The organism is Endozoicomonas sp. ALB091, assembly GCF_049310265.1.
In the GTDB taxonomy this organism is placed as follows: Bacteria; Pseudomonadota; Gammaproteobacteria; order Pseudomonadales; family Endozoicomonadaceae; genus Endozoicomonas.
Genome location: NZ_JBLYNQ010000001.1, coordinates 107,915 through 132,517, shown reverse-complemented (window position 1 = coordinate 132,517; position 24,603 = coordinate 107,915). Strand labels below are relative to the sequence as shown.

The following is a 24,603-nucleotide window of genomic DNA, read 5'->3' as shown; positions in this document are numbered from 1 at the left end:
TTATTAGGTTCCTCTTCTGGCTTTCAATGATATCAACCTTTCATCGCTGGAATGAGGAGAGAAAAGGTCGATGTTGCCAGTTAGGTTTAACGCTGGTTTGGAGTAATACCCAGACCTTTCAGGACTATCCGGGTTAATGTCTCTGTTGCCTGGTCATAGTCAGACTGCTCAAGCGTATCTTTTCCAATGGCCCGGGCTATCTGGTAAGAGAAGTCTGCATAATGCTGTGTGGATGACCAGAGCAGAAAGATAAGATGCACAGGATCGACCGCATCCATTTTTCCCTGGTCAGACCATGCCTTGAACACCTGTGCCCGTCCCCGAAACCACATCTGATAGTCCTCGCCAAAATACTCTGTCAGGTGCGGACCGCCATTGATGATTTCCTGGGCAAAGAGTCTGGAGGCCAGGGGATTCTTCCGGGAGAACATGATTTTGGTATGGATGTAGGCGGCCAGCGCCTCTTCCGGGTCATCCTCAGGACTGAGGCTGTTAAAGCTCTGATCCCATAGCTTGAGGATATGCGACAGAACGGCAGCATAGAGCGAGAGCTTATTGCTGAAGTAGTAGTGAACGTTGGCTTTGGGCAGGTTTGCCCGTTCCGCGATGCGCTGCATGGTAGTGCCTTTGAAGCCATGGGTCACAAACTCCTGTTCGGCAGCGGCCAGAATGCTTTTTTTATTATTTTCCCGGATTTTCCCGGGACGGTATTTTTTCGCAACTGCGTCCATATGCTCATTCAATCCTGTTCGTGGTGGTAACCTCAGGTGATTGAGAGAAGTATTATTCCTGATACCGGCATGGCCCTCAAGGAGTTAGACGTCCTGTCGGACTTAAGACTGTCCTACGCGGCAACTGCTCCGAGCTCCTGCATCCATGCAGTCGTGCGGTTGCGAAATTGGTCTAAAATCCCTGCTTCTTCATTAAATAGCCCCGCTATTCTCCTCAGAATCTGAAATTTTTAGGCTCAATTTCTCGCAATCCTCGCTACAGATGCTTAAGTCTGACAAGCTCCCGGGAATTATTATTGAAAGGAAAACTATCTCTGGACTTTGGCGATGCGGGTTGGTCAGGGACTGGTGCGTTAAATATAGGCTCTACAGAGGACATATCGTCTAAATCAGTGATAATGCCAAGCAGGGAGGGAATAGATTCAAAGTTCCATGGTGTGTCAGCATCTGAAGTGCGAAGGGATGTGGTTTCTAGCCTGGGGAATGGTAATCCGGAGGTATTTAAAGCTGACCTTCTGTATTGTAATTCGTTGGTATTTGGGGCTGACCCGGTGCTCTCCTGCACAGGAGTGCTCATCGATATAGTTGAGAGTTGTCCTCCGGGTACGGGCCACTGTGAACCTGAATTGAAAGTCCCCGGACCACACATTGATAGTTGTTGAGGTGTGACTGTTGCCACTGCTCGTGCTGACTCTGTACCTGCTGAGGTCAATGGTGGCTGAACGATGTCAGGCTCAGATGTCGGGTTTTCGTCTTGCAATAATTGTTGGCATAGGACAGAAAATGCAATACCGGTTTCATTACTAATGCCAGTAGGGCTATTCACCTTAGCTGGGTTGGTGCTGGTCCCGACAGGAACAACGGCCTCAGGATTTAACGGTGCCAGTTGAGAAGGCCCGGGTTGGATTTTTGCTGTCTGTGCATTTGCAGCCAACATCTCATGTAATAGATCAATGGTAATATCTTTCTGCCTGAGGAGTGTTTCCATTCCCGTTTGGTAGTCCAGTAGTTGATCAGGCGTCATCTGGAGAATATTGAGCTGCTGATTAACAGTATGATTGATTGCAGGAACATTTGTTTTCAGGTTATTCATTTCTTTCTTTAATTCATCGACTTCACGACATTTCGCGTCTGCCAGAGCTTTTGTGCAAATGAGTTCTCTCTGTACTTGTTCTAAACGTTGGTCTTCATCCAGCAGTAATGCCTGTTGCTGGATAAAAAGGATGTCCTGGTCTTTCAATTGGCTGTTTTTATCTTGAGTTCTTTCCAATTCATTTTGTGTATGGCTAGACTCTTGACGTATTATTTTAATGAGTTCTGTTTGCTTGGTCAGTGCATCTTGGGCAAGACTCAGGTCTTGCCCAACAGCTTCTTTTTCCAATATTGACTGTTTAAGATCTGATCTGATCTCAGTCAACCAGGTATTAAGTTTTTTATTTTCTGTACTTAAACAATCTTCATGTCTTTTCAGGGAAGTGACTTCTGTTTGCAGTTGTAAAATACTTGCTTTACTCTCTTTCAGGCTATCTATCAGATTATTTTTCTCTATTAGCTGTTCACGTTCATTTGATTCTTTATTGGTAAGCTCAGATTTAATATTTTCTAATTCAGACAAAAGAGAACTTTGTTTGTCTTTTAATGTTTTTAAATCACTCTCATATGCTTTAATACGTCTTTCATATTCCTTTTTCAGGCTACTTACTTCCGATTGTGACTGTAAAGCACTTACCTCAGTCAATTTCAATTTATCTTCTAGATTCTTTTTTTTTATTAGTTGTTCACGTTCCTCTGTTTCTTTTCTGGCTAGTTCGTGTTTAATATTTTCTAATTCGGATAACAGAGAGTCTTGCTTGTCTTTCATTTTTTTCAAATCACTCTCATACACTTTGATGCTTTCCTTAGAACTTAATAGCTCTTTTTTAAGGTGATTGATTTCGGATTCAAACTTGATTTTTTCATCCTGGTTGCTGGATTCTCTGAGTAATTGACAAAGAAGTTCTCTCTCTTTTTCTAAAGTTTTAATATTGCTTTCCAGAACATTAACTTTACCTACTAATTGTTCTGAGTTTGTTCTGTGTTCTGTAATCTGGTCTTTTATAGATGTCAGCCCTTTATCTTTCTCTTTAATATCTTTTTCTTTTTCTTTGATCTTTTTTGAGAGTTCTGTGATTTTGTTCCTTAAACTTTTGTACAAAATATCATTGTTTCTTTTTAATTTTGAATTTGCTTCATTGAGATACTGTTTCAGGTTTTTTAATTCATCCTGGTTTGTTTTTTTCTGCTTTTTAAGGTTGTTGATTTCTTCTTCCAGATGATTTATTTTTTTGGTGTAATTTTGTTTTAGTTCTTCTATTTTTTTTGTTCTTGTTTTTATTTCATTTTGATGGTGAATTTTTAACTCCTTTATCTTTGTACTGCTTTCAAGTAATGTATCATTGGAAGCTATACTTTCTTCTCTTGCTGATTGGATCTCCTTTTCCAGTTTTTTAATCTGTTTTTCCCTGTCAGAAAGGGTATCTCTAAATGATTTTGCTTCTTTAATTGACTTTTGGCTTGTGATTTTTTCTTTCATTAATTTTTGTTGCAGATAGGCAGCCTCTTCCTGTGTTTCTCTTGTTATCAAGCACATGGATTCTACCATGTTTTTCATTGATCTTAATGGGGTGGGCGGCTCTTTATCTCCTGATTTATTTTTTTTTGTTTCTTTTTTTTGCGGGTATATTTCACTTATGTTTTTCTTGCATTGTTCTTCAATGCTTTTATGTTCTTCTTCAAGTTTGCCTAGTTTGTCTTTTAGAAATCCTATGGTATCTGTCAGTGATTTTACTTCACCCTCTAACGATATTGCTGACTCTTTTGATAGTTTTAGCTCTTCTGTCAGGTGTTGATTTTCTTTAGTTAATGTGAGTTTTTCTTTAATTTCCTCTTCTTTTTTTAACAGTAATTGATTGGCTTCTTGCAGTTTTCCTTCTGTTGATTGTATTTGTTTTTTATATTCAGAGATTTCTTTCTTGTGATTTTGTAGTTGATCAGTTAATTTTTTGTTTTCATCTTTTATGTCTGTATTATCTGAAGAAAGTAACTCTATTTTTTCTTCCAGATATTTTTTTTCGTTTATAAGATTTGATATATTTTTTTCAGAGTTAGTAAGTCTTGATTCAAGTTCAAGATTTATATTTTTTACTGTGGATAATTCATTTTCTGAAGAAAAACAATTTTTTAAAGCATCATAATTTATATCTTCTCCAATTTCAGGATTTTCACTGCTGGGTATAGAGCTAACACCTGGTTTAAATGAAAGTAGAAAAGGAAAAATACTATGGTACTTATGCTCTTTTTTCCATAATTCATCATTTCTAAATTCTTCTTTACTGGTGTTTCTGGGGTCTACCACGATAAAGTAGTAGTGCTTTAAATTCATTACCGCCGCTAGCAGGAACTCATATTTCTCAATATCCTTTGTCATCAGATCGTATTTTTCAGCATGAATAAATGGATAGATCAATGTAGCAAACGTTTGTTCAGAATTAAGCTTATTAGCTGATGAACTTATGTTAAATTCAGTCGTTGCGATTGTCCTTCTTATAGGCGCTCCAGTTTCAGGATGAAGATCATCTACTTCATCCATACCGGGCATTTCTGGCATTATCTGAATAAAGTCTTTTAATGCCTGGTGGAAAATATCATGAACCTCGGGTGTACAGTTTTCCTGTTGGGATGGTCTATAACCATTGTAGGATGTTGCAATCAGTTTAGTGATTGCTCGCCATTGATATTTACCAAAAAGCTGCAGACCCTTGCTGTCAATGTCTTCAGGTTTGAGAAATTGGTCACAGTGTCTAATACTGATTTTTTTCTTGTCTGATTCGGTTGGCTTTGGGTCTTTCAACGATGAAGTCAGTTTCTCTCTGAGCAATGCTGCTGATCCTTTCCATCCTTTCCGGCTTATGAATTGTGTTAAAAATATGTCCAGACATTCCCATGCAGTTATTGGTTTTTTACCGGTTTTGTATTCAGTTTCATAAGAGAAGTAATTTACACCTTCCTTGATGCCTCGTAAAACCATATTCTTTGCCTGATCCCAAAAATAATTAACCGTTGTGATTTTGCAATAACGATCACCCCAGACAATTTTGACTAACTTCTTGTCATTTTCTCTGGTTATATCTTTGCAGGGCATCCATGCTGCCAGGATATTTTCTTCAATTATGGGGGTATCATCACCATGGTATTGGTTACAGAATGCATCCAGAATACTTTTAAAAGCACCCCAGAAATCCCCAAAAATTTTCTTACCCTTGCCTTGTTTGGGGTCTTCGGTCAGATCTGTAAAAATCTGGTCATGGAGATTGTTTGCCTGCATTGTTATGGGCGGGGTAATTTTACGTGTTTTCAATATCTTTGCAGGGTGGGGGAGTTGGTCTGAGTCCTGAGAGGTGTTGTGACGTTTTCTTGGATTGGTCACATTATTGCACTCTAGTGCATAACCCATTGTGGATTTTTTTTTCCCCTGTCGACCCCCAGGCTTTTTTTTCTGAGAGGCTTGTGGAGTGAAAAAATCCTGCTTTGCTGCGGATATATCCATAAGTCCCTGCTTTTCTCTGAATGGCTGCGTACATCGCTGAGTGTAAATAAGCAATGTAGTGAATTGAACTTAACCTGCTTAGAACTTTCCTATATTAAATGGTTGCTGCTTTTGGTGTGAGTGATGATGGCATTTATAAAAGAGCAGACCGAACGACATTAGTTTATGCCATATCTTAGAACTCCAAAATGTCAGAAAGTTCCCTGTGCCTGGTTTGGCCTGAAGGCCGCTGGGCGCTCACGACCACCACTCTTAATGACAGCCGCATGAGGTTAACAAATCAGGAGCAAACCAGAAAGGTCAGGTTGTTTTTCTCGGAGTTGATCTGAGCAAAAATTGGCTCCCAACCTTGGCACAATCAAATAAGACGTACTTTATTACTCGACTCTCAAGTTTTTAATGCACGAGTGTTTGATACTCCGGCAAACGGTACTTGAGTGAGGCAGTTGGCATCATTCTCCCCAGCTCCCTGCCTGCCATATGCTTGCTGGATATTCTCAACGGGCGATAGTCTTCGAGAGACTCCGTCAGTTTCTTGAGCTTCTCTTGAGGATTTTCTGACTCCACAACTATCTTGATGATATCCAGCAACGCATCAATTCTGAGTTTCTCGACCAGGCAGCCAACGGTAAGCGCTGGCTACCCGCCCGGGGCTGTTTGTGTTCCAGGCGGGCAGATTGTTCAGGATGAAGGAGCAACATATGGTCACACAGCACGCTCAGGATCACGCCACGCTCAGACCCTTCAATGCCTTGCTGCAAGGCTCTGTTGCACCAGCCCTCATGAAGTTTCCAGTCCTCAAAGAACACCTCGATCAACCACCTCAGCGTGTGAAGCCGGGCAATATCATCATGACGCCAGGAAACATCCGTGGCGGCCAGATAGCGATAGTCGTCCTCTCCCTCATATTTCAAGGCAACAATAAATCGCTTCTGCCCATGGGCTTTGACCTTGAGCCGGGCAGACAGCACCGTCACCTTTTGCTCTTTTCCACCTCGTATAACCAGCGTTTTTTTGACACCAGGCCCAAGGTAACTGTCAAAATAGGCCTTCAGCTTCACTTCTTTGTTTTTGTAGATCACCAACTGGTTCCAGCGTAACTGGCTAACCACCTGTATTCCCGAGAAGACCGAAGAAGCTCTATCCATAAAATTGGCATCCCCATAAAGAGCATCCGCCAGAATGCCAGTGACGTTTATATTGGGAAAGTGTCGCTGGTAAGCCTGGATCATATCCAGTGCCAGCAGCTGTTTTGTTGGGTACTCACTGTTGGGCTTTGGCTTGGGGGGCCGATCCTTTGGAGGAATCCCCTGTTTTTTTAACAAGTCTCTTGTTTTCCGCCATTCGGTCATCTCCGGGTCGGGCATGTAGAACCTGAAGTCAACAGGAACGGTTACCAGCGGAGTCTGTAAAACCAGAAAGACCAGCTCCTGACCGTTGATATACCCATTGGTCTTTTTCTCCTTGATCTTGTGGGTTTTGCCAATCTTTTTGGTCCGCTTGGATCGTGAGCGCCCAGTGTCGTCAATAAGAAGATTTCCCTCTGATAAGCCATAACGATCAATGATGACCAGAACACTGATGCGTAGCAGTAGATGCCAGACAATTTCGGATCGATAAAACATCCACCATAAGGCGGCTGATGTGTATTGGCCAAGACTTCGACGTTCCATGGTTGCCCAGCAGAGCTTCTGAGTCAGAATCATTGCTGAAATGACAAATGCTAAAAAATAGCGTTGCTTCATAGTCAGTCGCTGAGCATGCGAAGCCTGACGTAAAGCCTGGTCAAGATGATCAATAAATTGGGTAGCGCAGGGAAGAACACGTATAAGCATGGTCATATAAAAGTTGCCAATACATTACTTTGCAACCAAGCTTGGTACAGCAGGCCTCCTGTTGCCACGATGAAGGCTTTGCGCAGCCGTGAAGCCCGAGTAGCAGCAGTGAGACCTGCTCAAATTTAACTTAATGGTCAGGCAAAAACTTTAGAGTCGAGTGATACAAATTTTTTCTGAATGGACACATTGCAGCACGGTGTGCCATCAGCAGCAGAGGTGGTCACTTTTGAACAGCAGGCCGATCCATTTTGGGCAGTGCCACTATTGGGCGACCTGAGCGGCGCATTATCGCGGAAAATTAATATTCAGCACCGGCTGGTTTACCAGGTACTGAAAAAAGAGAAAACCGTTAAAATCATCAGGATGTAGACACATTACGAATAACGACTTAATAAAGGGGATATACACCCTCACTCTCCAACTCGTAACTTGCGCTCTGATTACTTTTCACAATACTGACCTCAAATTGATCTTCTTCAAATCGAACCAGCATGTATTTCTGGAACACCGTTGCGCCTCCCAGAAACACAGGGAGATGCTCACCTGGTCCGTAGAAATCCCACAGGGTGTGAAAATCAACCTGGCCTACAAAAGAGTGCAGGTGACCGGCAAAAATGGCAGAAATTTTATATCGCCGCAAGATATCTCTTATCTCATTGGTAAAACCGGATATGTGGTAGTTCAGGATAATATGTTTGCCTTCACTGCTGGCCTGTTCCAGGTCATTGGCCAGCCACTCTCTGGCGGATTGGATATCAAAATAATCCCTTCGGGTCCGGGCAAAGTTCCAGCCATCCCATTGTGCCGTATAGGTTGGGTAATTATTGAGTTGAACGAAATGGATGTCACCAATATCCCAGGAATAAGCAAAGCTTTTACTGAATTTTTTTTTCAGTGATGGAAACTCGAAATAAGTCCCCGTGCTGTGATAGTCAAAACTGCGGACATTCAACGTACGCACATGATCTCGTAAATACAGCATCATTCTGGAAGCACAGTTATTCAAAAAGCAGCCATCAACATTGTTGGAAATATCATGATTTCCCAGGCCCGGATAGACGTTCATTTTTAATTCGTTGTGGTATAGCCGGTAGTAGGCATCGAACTGCCAGTCATAACCAAACGCGGTCAGGTCGCCATTGATGACGACGCCGGCCAGTTGTTCTTTACCCAGGTCATCCATTAATGCATTCAGGCTTTGCACATAATTCATATTTTCCTGCCAGGCTTTGTCCTGGTCATCACAATTTTCCTTTGATGATTGACATGACCATGGGTACTGAGGGTCTGACATAAATGCCATATAAAAATCGTGATGGTTGAACGGAATCAACCGCGCATAGGAAAAATTGTCTTCCAGCGCATCTGCCACATTGCCGGTAGCGTTGAAATAGGTTCTGCACATGCCACTGCCATCCGGTTCATCACAGACTTCCAGAGCCTGATCGGAGGCCAGTTGGATCGGTGTGGCCGAATCATCGGCTTCACACAGAGGCAATAGTTGTTCAGAGTAGTGTTGGAGTTCATGCAGGTTGGTGCAGTCTTGTTCTGAAGCCAGGCATTGATTCATGAACACTATGCCCAGAACGAGAGAGATCAGGCTCTTGAATGCATTCCGGATGGTAAGGTGGGGCATAATGGGCCTCATATTATTGCGAAGTGACTGTTATGATGTCCAAATCAATTTTAATTAACTAACACTATGAAAAGGTTAAAAATATATCGACAGATGATGGTTGGATTTGAACAAACATTGAGGAGAGAAAGGTGAGGTGGATGATATCCATTATGTTTTTTGATGGTCATCTGCCCGTCAAACAGTCCTTCATGAACGCGGTGGCCAAAATTATTCCATTGAATCGTCTTATCAGCCAGTACGAGAAAGTCTGGATTTATCAGGCTTTTTATAACTGAACTGCTGCCAACCGGGAGAGTTTGGGAACAAAATTCTAGTCCTGTTGTCCATAAAACTGATCAGTCAGTCAACATATCAGCTTTTAATCTGGTCAATCACAAGAATTTCGTTTTCATTCTACGTTCAGGAGTTTACATGGCGAATTCCATCCAGCCACAAACATCTATCCAGCGCACTGCCGTCGGCGGTGCTGATCAATTATCGTTCGGCACTACACCTGCAGTAGCCGGGACGTTTGATTCCCGGCACACCACCACCTCATCTGAGCGCCTTCAACTGAAGATGCTTGGGTATTCTGAGAAGGATATTATTACTGGAGAGATGGCGCTATATGAACGGGCAATTAAACCAACTCCGGCTGATATTATCCAGGAGCTTGCCGGCAAACGCGTTGATACAACCTCCGCATTTCACAACATCAAAGAGGCGATGGACAAGACTCTCGGCTTCCGTAATCAATCTCAAATAGTCCAAGAGGTCGTCAGGTTTGCCGAGTCACTGAAAAAAAGTCTGGACAAAAAAATTGACGAACACCTTACCTCTGCGTGGCCGGAGCAGCAAAAAGTGGCCGAGATTGTCAGCAATTGGCCAGAGTTCCTCAAGGAGTCAGCAACCTACATCCGTTATGGCTGGCCAGTTCTGGCTATTGGTTATAATCAACAGTTTTTATGTGACTTCGGGTCTGCCAAAGAAGTCTGCACTCACTACCGTGAATCATACCCGGGTGCCCATCCGCGGATATTTCCTGGTCATACAAATCTTCATTATCATAGTTTTGATCCAAACAACTATAAGAATTATTCTTCAGATGACTATCAACACTATTTTGGTGAGTTTGCCCAACAAGTTCAGGAGTTGGTTAATAACCCTCCGCCAGATTTTCCCAAAATCGAGGAATGTTCATTCCTGGAGTATCCGGTCTTTTTCCGTCTGGTCAAGGATATCTGGCTTGACGCATTATCGACTGATAATACCGGAACCATGGAAAGGGTCAGTCATTTGATGGTGTCGTATACGAAGGTCTTACACAAAATGTCTGAATATCGTTCCAAACCCAAACACCACGACTCTCTGGACGACCAGTTAAGTAGCGCCCATTCTCATAAATTGGGATATGAGGATTTGTTAATTTTAGCCTTTCAGCTGGCTACGGCCCCTGATAAATGGGAGGAAAACTATAAAGATATTTTCCAGCAGTTGATCAGCCTTGAACTTTCAAGTGAGAAAAGCGAGCTAATGAGAGGTTATGACCAATGGACGGAGGGTCGCGTTCAGCAAATGCAGGTCAGTCATTGGGTAGAGTCAATGTTTATTCCTAAGACCATCAAAACCTTGCACTTTCTGCAAGATATTATCAACTATATTGATCAGCCATGTGAGAATTTAAGGGGTGGCCCTCGTTCGGTTGTGGATAGTTTCCAATGGAATGACAAAGACTACTTCGATGCAGATACCAGGCAGCTACTGAAACCCATCATTGCAAAAGACCTGGGGAATTTAGGTCCCCTGGAGGAAACTCAAAAGGTGCTTGATGCTTTTTTCAGCAACAAGGTACCCAAGTTAGCATAATTATCCCGTTGCGTTCAGAAAGAACTGCACAAAAAAGGATCGAATTTACTGTAATGGTACCCCAATATTTTTAATGGGTTTTGGAATTGGATAACCACGAAGTTCAAAAAGAGCACAAAGAAATCTTTTCTTTGTGCTCTTTTTGAACGGTTCCGTCTTCGTTTGTTTAACTATTTCGATAGATAATTATTGGCTTTGAACAAACCCGGAAAGCATTTGCTATTATGAATTGGGTCTTAATTAGCATGGATCTTATTTATGATTAGCTACAGAAAAAATAGCTACGAAAATAAATAGCGTTTTTAACAGGGTTAAATGGATATTGCATCATAATCCGGCACTGCCGAATAATCACATAAGGATTGAATAGAGATAAGACTTATGACGAAAGGAAAGTTAGCAGGAGTAATCCTGTCAGGTTTTATTGCCTCGGCCTGCTCTCAGGAAACACGTTTTAATCTTGACCAGAGCGATACGTCCGAAAATCCCATGTATCACAAGCAAAGTGTTGAAGAAATTCTGAACACCTCAGACGATGAAGAACTGGTTCGGATTTCCGGTGAAATTGTTAAGAAAATCAAAGGGAAAATATACCTGTTTCGTGGTGAAACCGGTGAGATTAAAGTACTTATTGATGATTCAGCCCTGCCCGATCAGGAGGTTAAGCTGAACTCTCCCACCATTATTAAAGGTGAGGTGGATAATCCACCCGACAGAGCCCCCAGGGTTGAGGTGGATGATATTCATTATGTCTTTTGATAGCTATCTGCCGCTCATACAGTCCCTCAGGAACGCGGCGGCCAGAAATTATTCCATTGAATCGTTTTATCAGCCAGTACGAGAAAGTCTGGATTAATCAGGCTTTCTTTCAGGTTATAACTGAACCGCTGGCCATCCGGATTAAGAAACAATCCGCCTGCCCCTTCAACAACTGCCTGAACAGCTCCGGTATCCCATTCCGATGTAGGGCCAAGTCTGGGATAGATATCAGCCTGACCCTCAGCAATCAGGCAGCTTTTTAATGCACTGCCAACTTTCCTGGATATCAGGCCCGGATACACCGCTTTCAGTGCGTTAAGGTAGTGACTGGCCTGTTCTGTGCCATAACTGCGGCTGCCAAGAACGATGACTTCCTTCTGGGGAGCGAACTTTCTGGGGCGGATTTCATAAGCAACACCATCGTTAACCTGTTTCCACGCGCCCAGACTTTTACCTCCCCAGTAAGTGGTATCCGTCGCGGGAATATGCACGATGCCAAGGAGCGGGTAGTTATTCTCAATCAGGGCAATATTGACTGAGAATTCACCATTGCGGTTAATAAACTCTTTGGTTCCATCCAGAGGGTCAATCAGCCAGTAACGCTGCCAGTTTCTTCTTTCCTGCCAGGAGGGATGATCCGACTCTTCAGAAAGCAGAGGGTATGTTACCGGCAAACCTTCCAGGCCATTAACGATGACTGCATTGGCCGCCAGATCAGCCTTGGTGACAGGCGTGGTATCCGCCTTGGTTTGTACCCCGAGATCATCCTGCTGATAGACGGCAAGAATACCTTTTCCTGCCTCTCGGGCAATGTGTACTAACTCAGGAATTAAAGACTCAGGATTGCTCATATCTCGCACTCTGGCAAAGGTGGATCAGGCCGGTTAATGGTCAACCCAGTAACCCGGCTTGAAGTTGCTCGCGAACCATAAACAGGGCTGCGATCACTCTTGCTTCCGTAAAGTCCGGCCGGGCACACAGCGTCATTAACTGATCAAATGAAAACGTCTCATCTAATGACTTTTTTCCCTTGAAGTCTAAGTATTCATAGGGAACCAAAACCAAATATTATTATCCAATGTTCTATTGAAAAAAATCCTTTTATGGTTCGGTTTTGATATGAATAGTGCTAACGGTCTTATTAAATGTGCAATATGTTATGACTCAATATGTTGTGACTCAACAAAATACAAAAGCATCGAGCTAATATGCGGACATGCTTTTGGTAAATCATGCATGCGGAAATGGGTGGAAAGTTCCAACCAAAAAAAATGCCCTATCTGTACAAATCAATTAACTGATAACAAGTTAAAAGAGATAAAAAATATCCCATTGCAGGAGCGTGTGGTCATTATTTCGGAAAAAACGATTAAACTTACTGGCCGAACTATTTTGGAGTTCGCCCCCGCGTTTGCTGTCTGTGGTGCTTTCTTAGGGGCTGCTTTATGGGCTGCTGTCGGGGCTGAAGACGGGGCTGTTGCCGGGGTTGTCTTGATTACTGTCCCGACCGCCTTGATTACTGCCGGGGCTGTTGCCGGGGCTGTCACAGCTGCTGCCGGGGTTGCCAGGAATATCGGGACTGCTGCCGGCGCTGCTGCCGGCGCTGCTGTCGTGATTGGCGGGCTTGCTGTTGCTGCTGCCGGGGTTGTCGGGGCTGCTTCCGGGGGTATCGGGGATGCATGTGTTGTCGGGGCTGCTGCCGGGATCATCGGTGCTGCTTCCGGGGGGTTTATCGGGGGGGTTGCGGCTGATTTCGTATATTGCCAACAGGAATGGAATGGGTGAAAGTCTCATACTGAGCACAACTACAGACCCTGGAGCATAGAATTTACGTCCCAGAGCCAAAATACCCGAACAAGAAAGGCGACCAAACGCAGCTATGATTTTCATGTGACAAAAGAATCATCTGCGAGAGGCCGCCCTCCATGGAAGTATGTCACCCACTGACCATTCCCGCTAGTAATCACTGCCCTGCAATCGAGATGCTGCAACATCGGTTATCTCTTCTTCGCCAGTCATGCCATGAGCTCCACTGGGAGGATTACGAAAATGAACTGCATAACCTCATGGCTCTTGCAGAGCAGGAGATTCTCTCTGAAGACCTCCAAAAACTGGACGTCAATGAACCTTCTATTGAGGTCAAGGGCACCGTTTATCGCAGGGTGGCTCAAAATCATCAAACATACCAATCTGCTGCTGGCTCTGTCCGGGTAAAGCGAACCCTGTATCGATCCGGCTCAGGAAGCAAATGTATAGTCCCCCTGGAACTCCAGGCAGGGATTGTTGAAGGGTTCTGGTTACCCAGGGCGGCAAAGCAAGCGGCATGGATGGTGGCTCAGTTGCCACCAACCGAAGTGGCAAGCCTTCTTGAGTTGCTGGGAAATATGAAACCGTCGGCCAGTACTTTGGCTCGTCTTCCTGCAAAACTCAGTGAACGGTGGGAACAGTATCTTGAACCTTTTGAGTATATGTCTGGCAGACAACTTTCAGGTTCCAGCCAATGCTGCGACGGTAGCGGCCTCTCTTGATGGTGTAATGCTGCCTATGAAGGACGGAAAGCGTCAGGAAAAACGGGACAAGGGAGCAGCTGAAGGCAAGCGTACCAGAGGCCCTGCGGGTTGTCAGGAAGCCAGTTGTGGGACGCTGTCGTTTTATGATGATCTGGGTAATCGTCTATCCACCATAAGGATGGGGCGAATGCCCGAGAGCAAGAAGGAGACATTGAAACAGTCCATCAAAAATCACCTGAATAAGGTCCTTGAACAAAAGCCGGGTCTGACATTGGTGAAAGTCGCAGATGGAGCCAAAGACAACTGGACATATCTCTCCAGCGATTTACCTGAAGGTCATGAAATTATCGACTTTTACCATGCGGCAGAGCACCTGAAGAAAGCCTTTGATCTGTCGTACGGTGAAAATAGTCCAAAGGCTAAAGAGAAGTTCAAAACGTACCGGCATATTCTGAAAGAAGAAACTGGCGGAATTGATAAAGTCATCAAGGCCCTGGCTTACCAACACAAAAAACACCCGCGCCGATCCAAGCTTAAGACCGAACTGGAATACTTCAGAAAAAATAGCCTACGGATGAAGTACGTAGAGCATTTGTCAAAAAGTCTTCCCATCGGCTCCGGAGTGATTGAAGCAGCATGCAAAACACTGGTTACTCAGCGCATGAAATGTTCGGGAATGCGGTGGAGAAATCCGGGAGGCCAAGGGATTCTAACGCTCAGGTCTTTAATCCAGAGCGACTGGTTTGATAAGGGCTGGCGGCTTCTGTCGGTCACCTATCGAGCCAAGATCAGCGGTCATAACGGCAATGTCATCCCATTTCCTAATAAAGTAGATCCATAGTACTTGTCAGTATGAGACTTTCAACCTATGGTATTGCCGAGCTGCTGGCCATCCGTTATCCCGACAGGCTCCAAGGGGGGACCGAATGAGTAATAGTGAAAAGATCAGACTTGATAAATGGTTATGGGCAGCCCGCTTTTATAAGACCCGCAGTATCGCCAAGGAAGCCATAGACGGTGGCAAGGTGCACTTGAATGGTCAGCGGTGCAAGCCAGGCAAAGAGCCTCGGGTGGGTGATGTGATAAAACTTCGTGCTGGCTGGGATGAGCGCATTGTTATCGTTAAGCAGCTCAGTGATAAGCGGCAGAAGGCTGAACTGGCCCAGCAGCTCTATGAAGAAACACCTGAGAGCCTTCAGGCCCGGGAAGAGGCCGCCGAGAATCGAAAAGCCCTGCGAGGTGCCATGCCCAGACCCGATCACCGTCCGGATAAAAAGCAGCGTCGTGAGATCCTGAAGCATAAGGCGGATTACTGATTCCGGTGGGTTCCATCGGTATATTGTATGGCGACTTTGATCGCTTCCGTCAGGCTGACTTCGCTGGCCTGACCGGTACCGGCGATATCATAGGCGGTTCCGTGATCCACCGAGGTTCTCAGAAATGGCAGGCCACAGGTAATGGAAACCGTACGTTGAAAGTCCACCATCTTGGTGGCGATATGGCCCTGGTCATGATACATGGACAGCACCCCATCATAATCGCCGTTAAGCGCCTGATGGAACACGGAATCAGCGGGAATGGGGCCAGTGATATTCCACCCTTCCTTCCTGGCCCGCATCACCGCAGGCTCAATGGCGCAGACTTCTTCATCTCCAAACAGCCCGTTCTCGCCACAGTGGGGGTTCAAACCGGCCACAGCCAGTGATGGCGAAGGGACGCCCAGGGACTTGAGAATCTGGTAAGACTTGACAATGCCCTTGAAAACCCTGTCTTCAACAATGGCATCACAGGCCTGTCTGAGCGACAGATGGCGGGTAAGAAAGAAAACCCTGAGCCCGGCAACCTGGAAGAGCGTAATAGGGTCATGGGTGTGAGTCAGTGATGCCAGTATTTCCGTATGGCCGATATGAGGAATCTTTGCCGCTTTGAGCGACAGCTTATTGATGGGTGGGGTAACGATGGCACTTTTTTTCTGCTGTTGAACATAGTGAACCGCCTGCTCAATAAACTTGTATGCTGCCACTCCGGTTTCTGCAGAGATTTTTCCGAACATAATGTGGTCGATATTCGTGATCGGGCAGTCAAGCAGGTTGATTTGTCCGGGCTGATGCAAGTCAGGAGTCGTTTGTTGAAGCAACCGGAAGCTGACCTTCTCCCTGCACAGGCTGGCGGCCTGTTCCAGCCATCGAACATCCCCCATCACCACTGGCCGACAGGTTCCGGCAAGCTCCGGGTCACATAGTGATTTGATAATGATTTCTGCGCCGATACCGGCAGGGTCACCCATGGGGATACAGATCAGGGGAGGCATTTCGGCTATCGGCCACACCGGGCCGCCTGCAAGGCTGGAGACTTCAATCAGCTTAGCAGCAATGCTGAGTGTCACAAATGTTCATGACCGATTCGTCGGCCACCGGGCATGATGAAACGATTAGGAACCTGTGCCATTGCCCTGCCCGGGTGGAGTGAGGCAGCCCTGGGCAGCACGGTTTCGGACAGAACTTGCGCCTGGTTGTAACGTGAGCACCTGGAATTGTGTAGGTGGATAGATGTCAACTACAGGCTTTTCAATGACATCAGTTTCACCAAAGCCATAATTATCCCACTCGCGGGCATGAGATTGATATGGCAAATGATCAGAATGACAACACTTCCGTTCTTTCAGGCACTTGTCCACCGTACTTTCGGCCTTGTTCAAGCAACGTACTGCGCAAGCGCCGGTAAATGCTGCACTGTATAAACAGGCCTTCGGGGCGGGAGTAACACATCCCAGAGTACAGCATCCTGTTACGCACATTGCCGTGCTGTATGCCATACAGACAACCTGCTGCAAATTGTCACGTTCTTTCTCACAGAAGTCACAGTGCTGAACATTGTTTCCCCACACGGCCTGTGGTCCGGGCTGGTAATTGATTACAGTATTCATGGTTCGTTAACTCCAGTTTTCCAGATCGTCGGACCGGGTTTATTGGTGATAGTTCCCGGGCAAGGCCGCTTTAATGTAACCTTCCTCACAGGCTCCTGGGAGAATCTCACTTATCTTTACTTCCTGGCCTGAGTACCGTAACCGATGAGAAAATCTTCCAGTATGTCCACAGCAACAAAGTCGGCTTTTGTCTTCTTATCTGAGTCGGCTGGCACATCGTTGTTATCATTCTCCTGGATGAGTGAATGATCGGGTGAAATGAGGATGCCCGGAGCCGCACGGTTGCGGACAGAGTTTGTGCCTGGTTGTACAGTGATCATCTGGAATGGTGTCGTCGAATGGCGGTCACCTGAAAGCTTTTTTCTGGCATCAGTTTCACTGGCCCCGGAACTATTGATCTCGCCAGAATCAGGCTGATACGGCAGATTATCAAAATGACAACATTTCCGTTCTGTCAGGCACCTGTCAATACTCCTTCCGATGTTGTTCCAACAACACAATGTGAAGCAGCCGATACATGACGCGCCAGTTAACGAAGAACACGCGACGGAGCAATTGCAAATTTGTCCCGAAAAAAAGCCTACAGTAAAGGTTGCTGCGCTGCATGGCACCCAGATTGCCTGCTGTAAATTGCTCCGTTGTTCCTTACAGGACTGACAGCGCTGATCACTGTTTCGGCTCATGGCCTGGGGACGGGGTTGATAATTGCTTAAAATATGCATGGTTCGATAACTCCGGTTTTTCTGGTTTGTCGGACCGGGGTTATGGCCGATGGTTCCCAGCAAAGGCCTCTTTTTTAACTGAATTTTTTTAGAAAATAACGGGTGTGATGCAGTAAGAAGACTGGAAACTCAATCGGCAATAAAGAAACATAGTCGTTAAATACTATCAATGAGTTGACGACACATTCATCACAACTGAAATCAGGGATTTTCACGGCAAAAAAAGGGAGCCACAGGGCTCCCGGAAGATGATCTTTGATCAGGACGGCAGAATGATATTGCCACCGGCTTCACGGATCGCGGCCAGGTTCTCTTCATCAAACTTGCTGTCGGTGATAATGCAATCCAGCTCTTCCAGACGGGCAATGGTTTTCATGCTGGAGGCACCAAATTTACTGGAATCCGCCAGCAGAACGGTTTTATTGGCCCGTTCCATCATTTTGCGACGGATATAGTAGTGATCGTTGGATGCCGTGGTCACGCCATTGTTCAGGCTCCAGCTGTTGGTGGCCAGGAAGGCGATATCCGCATTAATGCTGTCCAGGAATGACAGGGCCGCAACATCCGTGTGCGCCTTGGTGATGGCACTGACATTACCCCCGGTGGTGAACACCTTAACCGTTGACGAGTCTGACAGCTGCAGGGCAATTTTCAGGTCAGTGGTGATCACGGTAACCTTCATGCGCATCATCAGCTTGGCCAGCGCCATTGTACTGGTACCAGAGTCCAGCAGAACGATCTGCCCTTCACGAATCTGCTTCAGGGCTTCATGGGCGATGGATTTTTTCTCTTCGATATTCACCGCGTTTTTCTTTTCGTAAGGGATATCTTCCATCAGGAAGCTTTTGGACACAGCACCGCCATAGGTCACGCGCAGCTTGTCTTCTTGCTCCAGGGTGCGAATATCACGACGGATGGTCATTTGGGAGACATCGAAACGTTCGGCCATTTCTTCGATGTTGGCACAGCCTTTTTCTTCAACAAAAGCAAGAATATGTTCGCGACGTTCAACCGGAAGCATAGTTGTTCCTCATTAAATGGAGCATGATCAGTTTGCCCTGTTGATCAACTGGCACATCAGGTTCGCAGAACTCGACCAACGGTAATGATGCTTGCTGCCGATGAGTATTCAGAAAAGTAATGTCCCGTAAGAGGGGCTTACGGGGTTACCGTGCGGTAATGAACTGATGGCACTCGAATGCAGAAGACCGATCAATGGGCATTTGGCGCGGGATTATATCACCAGAATGATGAACTATTACTAACTTTTGCAAGTTATAAACCGGGAAGTTAATTCAGGACCATTCCTTACTCATGCTCAACCGCCACTGCTCTGGCGTGGCTTTCCCTGACTGACAGGATCAGCTGGTCCTTTTCAGTCCACAATTCATTCACCCAGTTCTGACACTGTTCCCGAAATACCTCATCATTACTGTAATCCCGACCAAGATAAGCGTCAGAAATTGTCTGTTTTTCAATCCTGACGTTGATAGCATCGCCCCGGCCGCAGAGGAAGTCCCAGAACGATGGCACTCCGTCCTGGTAAACAATGGTGATATTAATCAAAGTGCGCAGCTGTTGATCCATGGCACCAAGCACAAAACCGACGCCGCCGGCCCGTGGTTTCAGCAGATGTTGAAAAGACGACTTCTGTTGCTTGTGTTTGGCATCGGTAAAGCGGGTTCCTTCAATAAAGTTAAAAACCGATACCGGAACATCCCGGAACTTTTCACAGGCTTTTCGGGTGGCTTTAAGATCTTCACCGCGTTTCTCCGGATGCTTTTCCAGATAGGCCCGTGAATAGCGTTTCATAAACGGGAAGTCCAGCGCCCACCAGCATAGGCCGATAACCGGTACCCAGATCAGCTCCTGTTTCAGAAAGAACTTCAGCATGGGAATTCTGCGGTTCAGCAGGTGCTGGACAATAAAAATATCCGCCCAGGACTGGTGGTTACAGGTGACCAGATACCATTCATCTTTCTGCAGGCTGTCCAGTCCTGCAATTTGCCACTGCATCCTCCGGGTCAGTTTCATCCAGCCACTGTTGATGCTGATCCAGCACTCAGCAATAGCGATGCACAGGCGGGTACACAGTTTTTGCCACGGTTTGATCGGTATCAGAAAACGACTAACACTGAATGCCAGTAAAGGTATGCTCATAATCAGGGTGTTTATTGCGAGTACACTCGCGGATAGGCAACCCCTGAGAAAAGCCGGGATAGATGACAGCATAGTATCTACACACGTTAGTTATTATCATTGGGCAACTTCATGCTGATGAGAATGTAAGAGTTTTTTCAAGCCTTGCCAAGGGATACCTTCGCGCTTTTTATGGTTCTCACCCCGGTTGCCATTTTGTATGGACACAATTTCAGCAGCAATCGCAATGGCTATTTCAGCAGGCTTTCGGCCCCCAACATTTTCCAGTCCAACCGGACAGCGTAGATGCTCAATTTGGGCTGGCGAGAAACTGCCTTTGTGTTCCAGTCGCTGACGGAAACGCTTGGCCTTGGTTTCTGAGCCAATAACACCCAACCAACGACTTTGTTCGTGTTTCAGTGTTGCTTCGGCAATGGCGAAATCCAGCTGGTGGTTGTGGGTGACCACCAGAACAAAGGTATTATCAGGCAGGTTTTCTACCTCCAGCTCCGGCTGATCGCTGATGCAGACCCGAACATTTCCCGGCAGCTGTTCAGGAAACAGTGCTTCCCGGCTATCGATCCAGGTAATCTGGCAATCCAGAGGAGCCAGAACATTCACCAGCGCATGACCCACGTGACCGGCACCAAACAGGGCGATACGAAAACCACAGGTGGTGATCGGTTCCAGCAGCGCACTGACACTGCCGCCACAGCACTGCCCAAGCTTCGGGCCAAGGGGAAAGTGCTCCAGAAGCGGCTCTGAGTGGTGGTTAAGCAGAAGTTCCCGGGCTTTCTGGATCAGCAGAAATTCCAGCTGCCCGCCACCGATGGTGTCAAAGCACTGGTCAGCCGTGACCACCATTTTACTGCCAGATTTTCTGGGGGCAGAACCTGCCGACCCCAGAATGGTCACCAGTACACCGGACTCGCCGGTTTGCTGAAGCCTGGCCAGGGCATCAATCCACATATCCTCTCCCATCACACGGTTTATAGCGCGTTCTCTTTTATGGATGTGACGGCCGTCAATACCCTTTCCGGGGTGGCAGGCACATCAATTTGTGGATTAACCTGATAATCCGAAAGGCTGGATACGGCATCCCGTATGGCACACCACACCGACATACCCAGCATAAAGGGGGGCTCGCCTACCGCCTTGGAGTGATAGATGGTGTGTTTCGGGTTTGGCTGCTGGAACAGCTCAACATTGAATACCGGTGGCATATCTTCAATGGTGGGGATTTTATAGGTAGCCGGGTTATTACTCAGCAAACGTCCACTGTCGTCCCATACCAGCTCTTCGGTGGTCATCCAGCCCATGCCCTGGATAAAACCGCCTTCAATCTGACCCCGATCAATCGCCGGGTTCAGTGAATGGCCCACATCGTGAAGAATGTCCACCCGATCCACCTTGTATTCACCGGTCAGCGTATCCACGGTGACTTCTGACACGGAAGCACCACAGGCAAAGTAGTAAAACGGTCTGCCACTGGCGGTTTCCCGGTCGTAGTGAATTTCCGGCGTGCTGTAGAAACCACTGCTGGATAGGGAAACCCGGTGCAGATAGGCCGCCTGAATAAAGTCAGCAAACGGCATTTGACGTTCACCAAGACGCACTTTGTCATCCTGGAATGACACTTCCTGCCCTGAGACGCCATAGTGCTCAACCGCAAAATCAACCAGACGATCCCGGATTTTCTGGCAGGCATCCTGAGCGGCCTTGCCATTCAGGTCGGTACCACTGGATGCCGCAGTGGGTGACGTGTTGGGTACTTTGTCGGTGCGGGTAGACGTCACCTGCACCCGTTCCAGAGCAACACCGAACTCGTTGGCCACGATCTGGGCGACTTTGATATAAAGACCCTGACCCATTTCGGTACCGCCATGGTTGATCTGGATACTGCCATCGGTATAGACATGGACAAGCGCACCGGCCTGGTTCAGATGTTTTGCGGTAAAAGAGATACCAAATTTCACTGGTGTCAACGCCAACCCTTTTTTCAGTACCGGGCTTTGCTGGTTGAATGCGCGGATGGCTTCCCGTCGTTGCCAGTAGTCTGAGCTTTCTTCCAGCTGGCCGATCACCTCATGCAGTACGTTATGTTCCACACGCTGGTGGTAATGCGTGGTATTTCGGTCAGTGATGCCATAGAGGTTTCTCTTGCGAACCTCCAGGGGGTCCAGACCGGTTGAACGTGCAATGTCGTCCATAATCCGTTCAATAACCAGCATGCCCTGAGGTCCGCCAAAGCCTCGGAAAGCGGTATTGGATGCGGTATTGGTTCGGCAGCGATGGCCGATCACATGGGCGTTATTGAGATAATAGGCGTTATCAGAGTGGAACATGGCCCGGTCGACAATGGCGTCGGTCAGGTCCGGAGAGTGCCCGGCATCACCGGCCAGCTCGATATCAACACCGGCCAGCAGGCCCTGCTGATCAAAACCCACGGTATAGCGATGGCGAAAAGGGTGTCGTTTACCGGTAGAGAGCATATCCTGCTGTCGATCAATGCGAAACTTCACCGGTCTGCCGGTTTTTACCGCCAGAAGCGCCGCAATACAGGCCGGGGCGGCGGCCTGGGTCTCCTTGCCACCAAAACCGCCGCCCATACGGCGTACATCGGCCACCACTTTATTCAGTGGTATGCCAATGACTTCAGCGACCAGCTTTTGCACTTCCGAAGGGTGCTGGCTTGAGGTATAGACATGGAGCTGACCGTCTTCCAGGGGAATCACGCTGGCAATCTGTCCCTCAAGATAGAAGTGCTCCTGTCCACCGTTCGACATCTGTCCCGATAGCCGGTGATCGGCATTATGGATGGCCTGTCCGGCGTCGCCTTTTTTCATGGTGTGGTCAGGCCGTACAAAGGAGTTTTGCGCCATGGCCTGATCAATACCCAGAATGGCCTCCAGCGGACGATATTCAATCACAGCTTTGCGGGCTGCGATTTTCGCCGCTTTATGGGAGGTGGCTGCCACAGCAAACACCGGTTGGCCGATATAATCCACCCGGCCATCGGCCAATAGCATATCGCCCGGAAAGACAGGGCCAATATCTTTGTGACCCGGAATATCGTCTGCGGTGATGACCGCAATAACACCGGGCGTATTCCAGACTTCCTCAACATTGATGCTGACGATATCTGCATGGGCTTCTGTGGAAAGACCAAACCCGGCATGCAGTTGGTTGGCCATTTCCGGGCGGTCATCAATATAGAGGGCTTTACCCGTCACATGCAGATGAGCACTGTCGTGTTTAGCCGAGCGGTTTCCGCTTATAGGACTTTGCTGCTGTTCACTGGCCAGATCCGGTAGTTTACGCATGACAGATAATCCTTACATTCTGGCCAGACAGTTCCATAAAATAACGCTCCAGCAAATTGCAGGCGGCTACAAGACGATACTCGCTGCTGGCCCGGACATCGGACATCGGGCTGAACTCCTGACACAGAGCGGCCTTGGCCTGACTGAGTGTTTCCTGGTTCAGTGGTGATCCCGTTAAAATCTGCTCACACAAGTCTGCACGCCTGGGAATGGCCGCCATGCCACCCAATGCCACTCTTGCCCTGGTTATGTGTCCATCGTCGCTGGTTTCCAGATTGATCGCGGCCAGGACGGTGGAGATGTCATCACCGTAGCGTTTGCTGAGCTTATAGACTTTCAACTGATGAGGGGTTGTGGGAATACGGATTCGGGCAATGTACTCGCCGGATTTAAGCTCAGTCTTTTTGTAATCCAGGAAAAACCGGTTCAGGGGGATATTTCGAAGGGTATCTCCGTGACGAAGATCCAGAGAGGCATCCAGCGCCAGTAACACAGGGGGAGTGTCGCCTATGGGCGAGGCGTTGCCGATGTTACCGCCCAGAGTTCCCTGATTGCGTATTTGCTGGGAGCCCAGCCGGTCCAGCATCTGTGCAAACTCAGGAAAGTACTTCGACAGTATGGGTTTCAGGCTCCGATAAGTAACAGCCGAACCAATCACCAGCTCATTGTTTTCTTCGTGTATGGTCTGCAGAGAAGGAATACGCTTTACCAATACCAGTTTGTTTATTTTCTTCAGCTGTTGAGTCACGTCGAGCCCAAGATCGGTGCCACCGGCCAGAATTCTGGCGTCAGGGTTTTCCACCAGGTACCGGGCGAACTCATCTTCACTGGCAGGAATAAATGCACCGTTACCGCTGACACTGCCCTGTTGTTCTATGGTTTGCAGTCTGGATAAGGTTTCTGCCCGGTGCCTGAAGAATTTGTCATCCGGTTGCCCATTGGCCAGGCTCTCAGCGGCATCAACCAGGGGGCGGTAGCCAGTGCACCGGCACAGGTTGCCGCCCAGGGCCTCAAGAACATCCGGTTGGTTTTCCGCAGGTTCATGGTGAAGCGCAAATAACGACATCACAATGCCCGGGGTACAGAAGCCACATTGTGATCCATGGTGGTCAACCAGTGCCTGCTGTACCGGGTGTAACTCACTCTTGTTATTTGGGTTATCTTGCGGGTGGGCCGAACCTTCCAGGTCTTCTACGGTCAGTAGCTGCTTACCATGCAGCGAAGGCAGCAGCGCAATACAGGCGTTCATGGTATTATATTTCAGCCGATCGCCCTCTGGCTCACCCACCACAACAGTGCATGCGCCACAGTCACCGGAGCAGCAGCCCTCTTTGGTGCCGGTACGCTGTTCAGTGGCAGGCTTTGCAGAGCTGGTTTCAGCGTTGCCTCGAAGATAATCAAGAACCGTGGTATCTGAAGCGGTGTCCTCAACTTCGACGAGCCGATCGTTAAGAAGAAAGCGAATCACGATGGCATGTCCTTTTCTTTTTATTTTGTCTTTCTATGCCATGACAGGCCTTTTGCAACAGACTCTGAAGCTCCCGTTGGGCGGGCTGTATGGCATTTCCAGCCTGTTAATTTGCATT

Annotated in this window: 22 protein-coding genes; 8 read left to right on the top strand and 14 right to left on the bottom strand. The window is 47.1% G+C overall.

Annotation, left to right across the window (positions count from 1 at the left end):
* Window positions 1-86: 86 nt before the first annotated feature.
* The 4 genes from ACO6UX_RS00535 to ACO6UX_RS00520 all read right to left on the bottom strand — a co-directional run bounded on the left by ACO6UX_RS00535 (window position 87) and on the right by ACO6UX_RS00520 (window position 7,157).
* Entirely contained in the window at window positions 87-731 is a 645-nt protein-coding gene (locus ACO6UX_RS00535; protein ID WP_101748170.1) for a TetR/AcrR family transcriptional regulator, read from the bottom strand.
* Window positions 732-987: 256 nt separating this feature from the next.
* The gene (locus ACO6UX_RS00530) at window positions 988-5,316 is read right to left on the bottom strand and encodes a hypothetical protein (RefSeq protein ID WP_422443875.1); all 4,329 of its coding nucleotides are present in this window, start codon (window positions 5,314-5,316) and stop codon (window positions 988-990) included.
* A 396-nt stretch (window positions 5,317-5,712) separates the two neighbouring features.
* The gene (locus ACO6UX_RS00525) at window positions 5,713-5,907 is read right to left on the bottom strand and encodes a hypothetical protein (RefSeq protein WP_422443873.1); all 195 of its coding nucleotides are present in this window, start codon (window positions 5,905-5,907) and stop codon (window positions 5,713-5,715) included.
* On the bottom strand, window positions 5,886-7,157 hold the full coding sequence (locus ACO6UX_RS00520; RefSeq protein ID WP_422443871.1) for a transposase: 1,272 nt from the start codon (window positions 7,155-7,157) through the stop codon (window positions 5,886-5,888). Before ACO6UX_RS00520 ends, ACO6UX_RS00525 begins: the two co-directional genes overlap by 22 nt.
* A gap of 174 nt (window positions 7,158-7,331) precedes the next feature.
* Between ACO6UX_RS00520 and ACO6UX_RS00515 the strand changes: the two genes are divergently transcribed.
* Window positions 7,332-7,523: a hypothetical protein gene (locus ACO6UX_RS00515; protein WP_422443869.1), complete on the top strand. Its 192-nt coding sequence runs from the start codon at window positions 7,332-7,334 to the stop codon at window positions 7,521-7,523.
* Window positions 7,524-7,542: 19 nt separating this feature from the next.
* On the opposite strand, the gene ACO6UX_RS00510 is transcribed toward ACO6UX_RS00515, so the two are convergent.
* The gene (locus tag ACO6UX_RS00510; protein WP_422443867.1) at window positions 7,543-8,790 is read right to left on the bottom strand and encodes a metallophosphoesterase; all 1,248 of its coding nucleotides are present in this window, start codon (window positions 8,788-8,790) and stop codon (window positions 7,543-7,545) included.
* A 140-nt stretch (window positions 8,791-8,930) separates the two neighbouring features.
* On the opposite strand from ACO6UX_RS00510, the gene ACO6UX_RS00505 reads away from it, so the two are divergent.
* The 3 genes from ACO6UX_RS00505 (at window position 8,931) to ACO6UX_RS00495 (ending at window position 11,397) form a co-directional block, all read left to right on the top strand.
* Complete coding sequence (locus ACO6UX_RS00505; protein WP_422443865.1) at window positions 8,931-9,068, top strand: hypothetical protein; 138 nt, start codon at window positions 8,931-8,933, stop codon at window positions 9,066-9,068.
* Window positions 9,069-9,204: 136 nt separating this feature from the next.
* Window positions 9,205-10,638: a hypothetical protein gene (locus tag ACO6UX_RS00500; RefSeq protein WP_422443863.1), complete on the top strand. Its 1,434-nt coding sequence runs from the start codon at window positions 9,205-9,207 to the stop codon at window positions 10,636-10,638.
* A 381-nt stretch (window positions 10,639-11,019) separates the two neighbouring features.
* Complete coding sequence (locus ACO6UX_RS00495; protein ID WP_269672392.1) at window positions 11,020-11,397, top strand: NirD/YgiW/YdeI family stress tolerance protein; 378 nt, start codon at window positions 11,020-11,022, stop codon at window positions 11,395-11,397.
* Between the two features lie 26 nt (window positions 11,398-11,423).
* On the opposite strand, the gene cysQ is transcribed toward ACO6UX_RS00495, so the two are convergent.
* The gene (gene cysQ, locus ACO6UX_RS00490; RefSeq protein WP_422443861.1) at window positions 11,424-12,248 is read right to left on the bottom strand and encodes a 3'(2'),5'-bisphosphate nucleotidase CysQ; all 825 of its coding nucleotides are present in this window, start codon (window positions 12,246-12,248) and stop codon (window positions 11,424-11,426) included.
* 268 nt (window positions 12,249-12,516) lie between these two features.
* On the opposite strand from cysQ, the gene ACO6UX_RS00485 reads away from it, so the two are divergent.
* The 4 genes from ACO6UX_RS00485 (at window position 12,517) to hslR (ending at window position 15,223) form a co-directional block, all read left to right on the top strand.
* On the top strand, window positions 12,517-13,182 hold the full coding sequence (locus ACO6UX_RS00485; RefSeq protein WP_422443859.1) for an RING finger domain-containing protein: 666 nt from the start codon (window positions 12,517-12,519) through the stop codon (window positions 13,180-13,182).
* Between the two features lie 140 nt (window positions 13,183-13,322).
* Complete coding sequence (locus ACO6UX_RS00480; RefSeq protein ID WP_422443857.1) at window positions 13,323-13,925, top strand: hypothetical protein; 603 nt, start codon at window positions 13,323-13,325, stop codon at window positions 13,923-13,925.
* A gap of 16 nt (window positions 13,926-13,941) precedes the next feature.
* Window positions 13,942-14,748 (top strand): hypothetical protein, encoded by an 807-nt coding sequence (locus ACO6UX_RS00475; protein WP_422443855.1) that lies wholly within the window; start codon window positions 13,942-13,944, stop codon window positions 14,746-14,748.
* 85 nt (window positions 14,749-14,833) lie between these two features.
* Entirely contained in the window at window positions 14,834-15,223 is a 390-nt protein-coding gene (gene hslR / locus ACO6UX_RS00470) for a ribosome-associated heat shock protein Hsp15 (RefSeq protein WP_269672396.1), read from the top strand.
* Here hslR and pdxA read toward each other — a convergent pair.
* The 8 genes from pdxA to xdhA form a co-directional block, all read right to left on the bottom strand.
* Window positions 15,217-16,293: a 4-hydroxythreonine-4-phosphate dehydrogenase PdxA gene (pdxA, locus tag ACO6UX_RS00465; RefSeq protein WP_422443852.1), complete on the bottom strand. Its 1,077-nt coding sequence runs from the start codon at window positions 16,291-16,293 to the stop codon at window positions 15,217-15,219. The two genes, hslR and pdxA, sit on opposite strands and share 7 nt — an antisense overlap.
* A 45-nt stretch (window positions 16,294-16,338) precedes the next feature.
* Entirely contained in the window at window positions 16,339-16,833 is a 495-nt protein-coding gene (locus ACO6UX_RS00460) for a hypothetical protein (RefSeq protein ID WP_422443850.1), read from the bottom strand.
* Window positions 16,834-16,949: 116 nt separating this feature from the next.
* Complete coding sequence (locus ACO6UX_RS00455) at window positions 16,950-17,153, bottom strand: hypothetical protein (RefSeq protein WP_422443848.1); 204 nt, start codon at window positions 17,151-17,153, stop codon at window positions 16,950-16,952.
* 661 nt (window positions 17,154-17,814) lie between these two features.
* Complete coding sequence (locus ACO6UX_RS00450) at window positions 17,815-18,576, bottom strand: DeoR/GlpR family DNA-binding transcription regulator (RefSeq protein ID WP_101748183.1); 762 nt, start codon at window positions 18,574-18,576, stop codon at window positions 17,815-17,817.
* A 287-nt stretch (window positions 18,577-18,863) separates the two neighbouring features.
* Window positions 18,864-19,787, bottom strand: a complete 924-nt coding sequence (locus ACO6UX_RS00445) for an acyltransferase (protein WP_422443846.1) — start codon at window positions 19,785-19,787, stop codon at window positions 18,864-18,866.
* A 24-nt stretch (window positions 19,788-19,811) separates the two neighbouring features.
* Window positions 19,812-20,663 carry a xanthine dehydrogenase accessory protein XdhC gene (gene xdhC, locus ACO6UX_RS00440; RefSeq protein ID WP_422443844.1) on the bottom strand — a complete coding sequence of 284 codons (852 nt, stop codon included), beginning with the start codon at window positions 20,661-20,663 and terminating at the stop codon, window positions 19,812-19,814.
* 20 nt (window positions 20,664-20,683) lie between these two features.
* Window positions 20,684-23,017, bottom strand: coding sequence for a xanthine dehydrogenase molybdopterin binding subunit (xdhB, locus tag ACO6UX_RS00435; RefSeq protein ID WP_422443842.1), 2,334 nt, complete (start codon window positions 23,015-23,017; stop codon window positions 20,684-20,686).
* Entirely contained in the window at window positions 23,010-24,485 is a 1,476-nt protein-coding gene (gene xdhA / locus ACO6UX_RS00430) for a xanthine dehydrogenase small subunit (RefSeq protein ID WP_422443840.1), read from the bottom strand. The genes xdhB and xdhA overlap by 8 nt, the downstream gene beginning before the upstream one ends.
* Window positions 24,486-24,603: the final 118 nt, after the last annotated feature.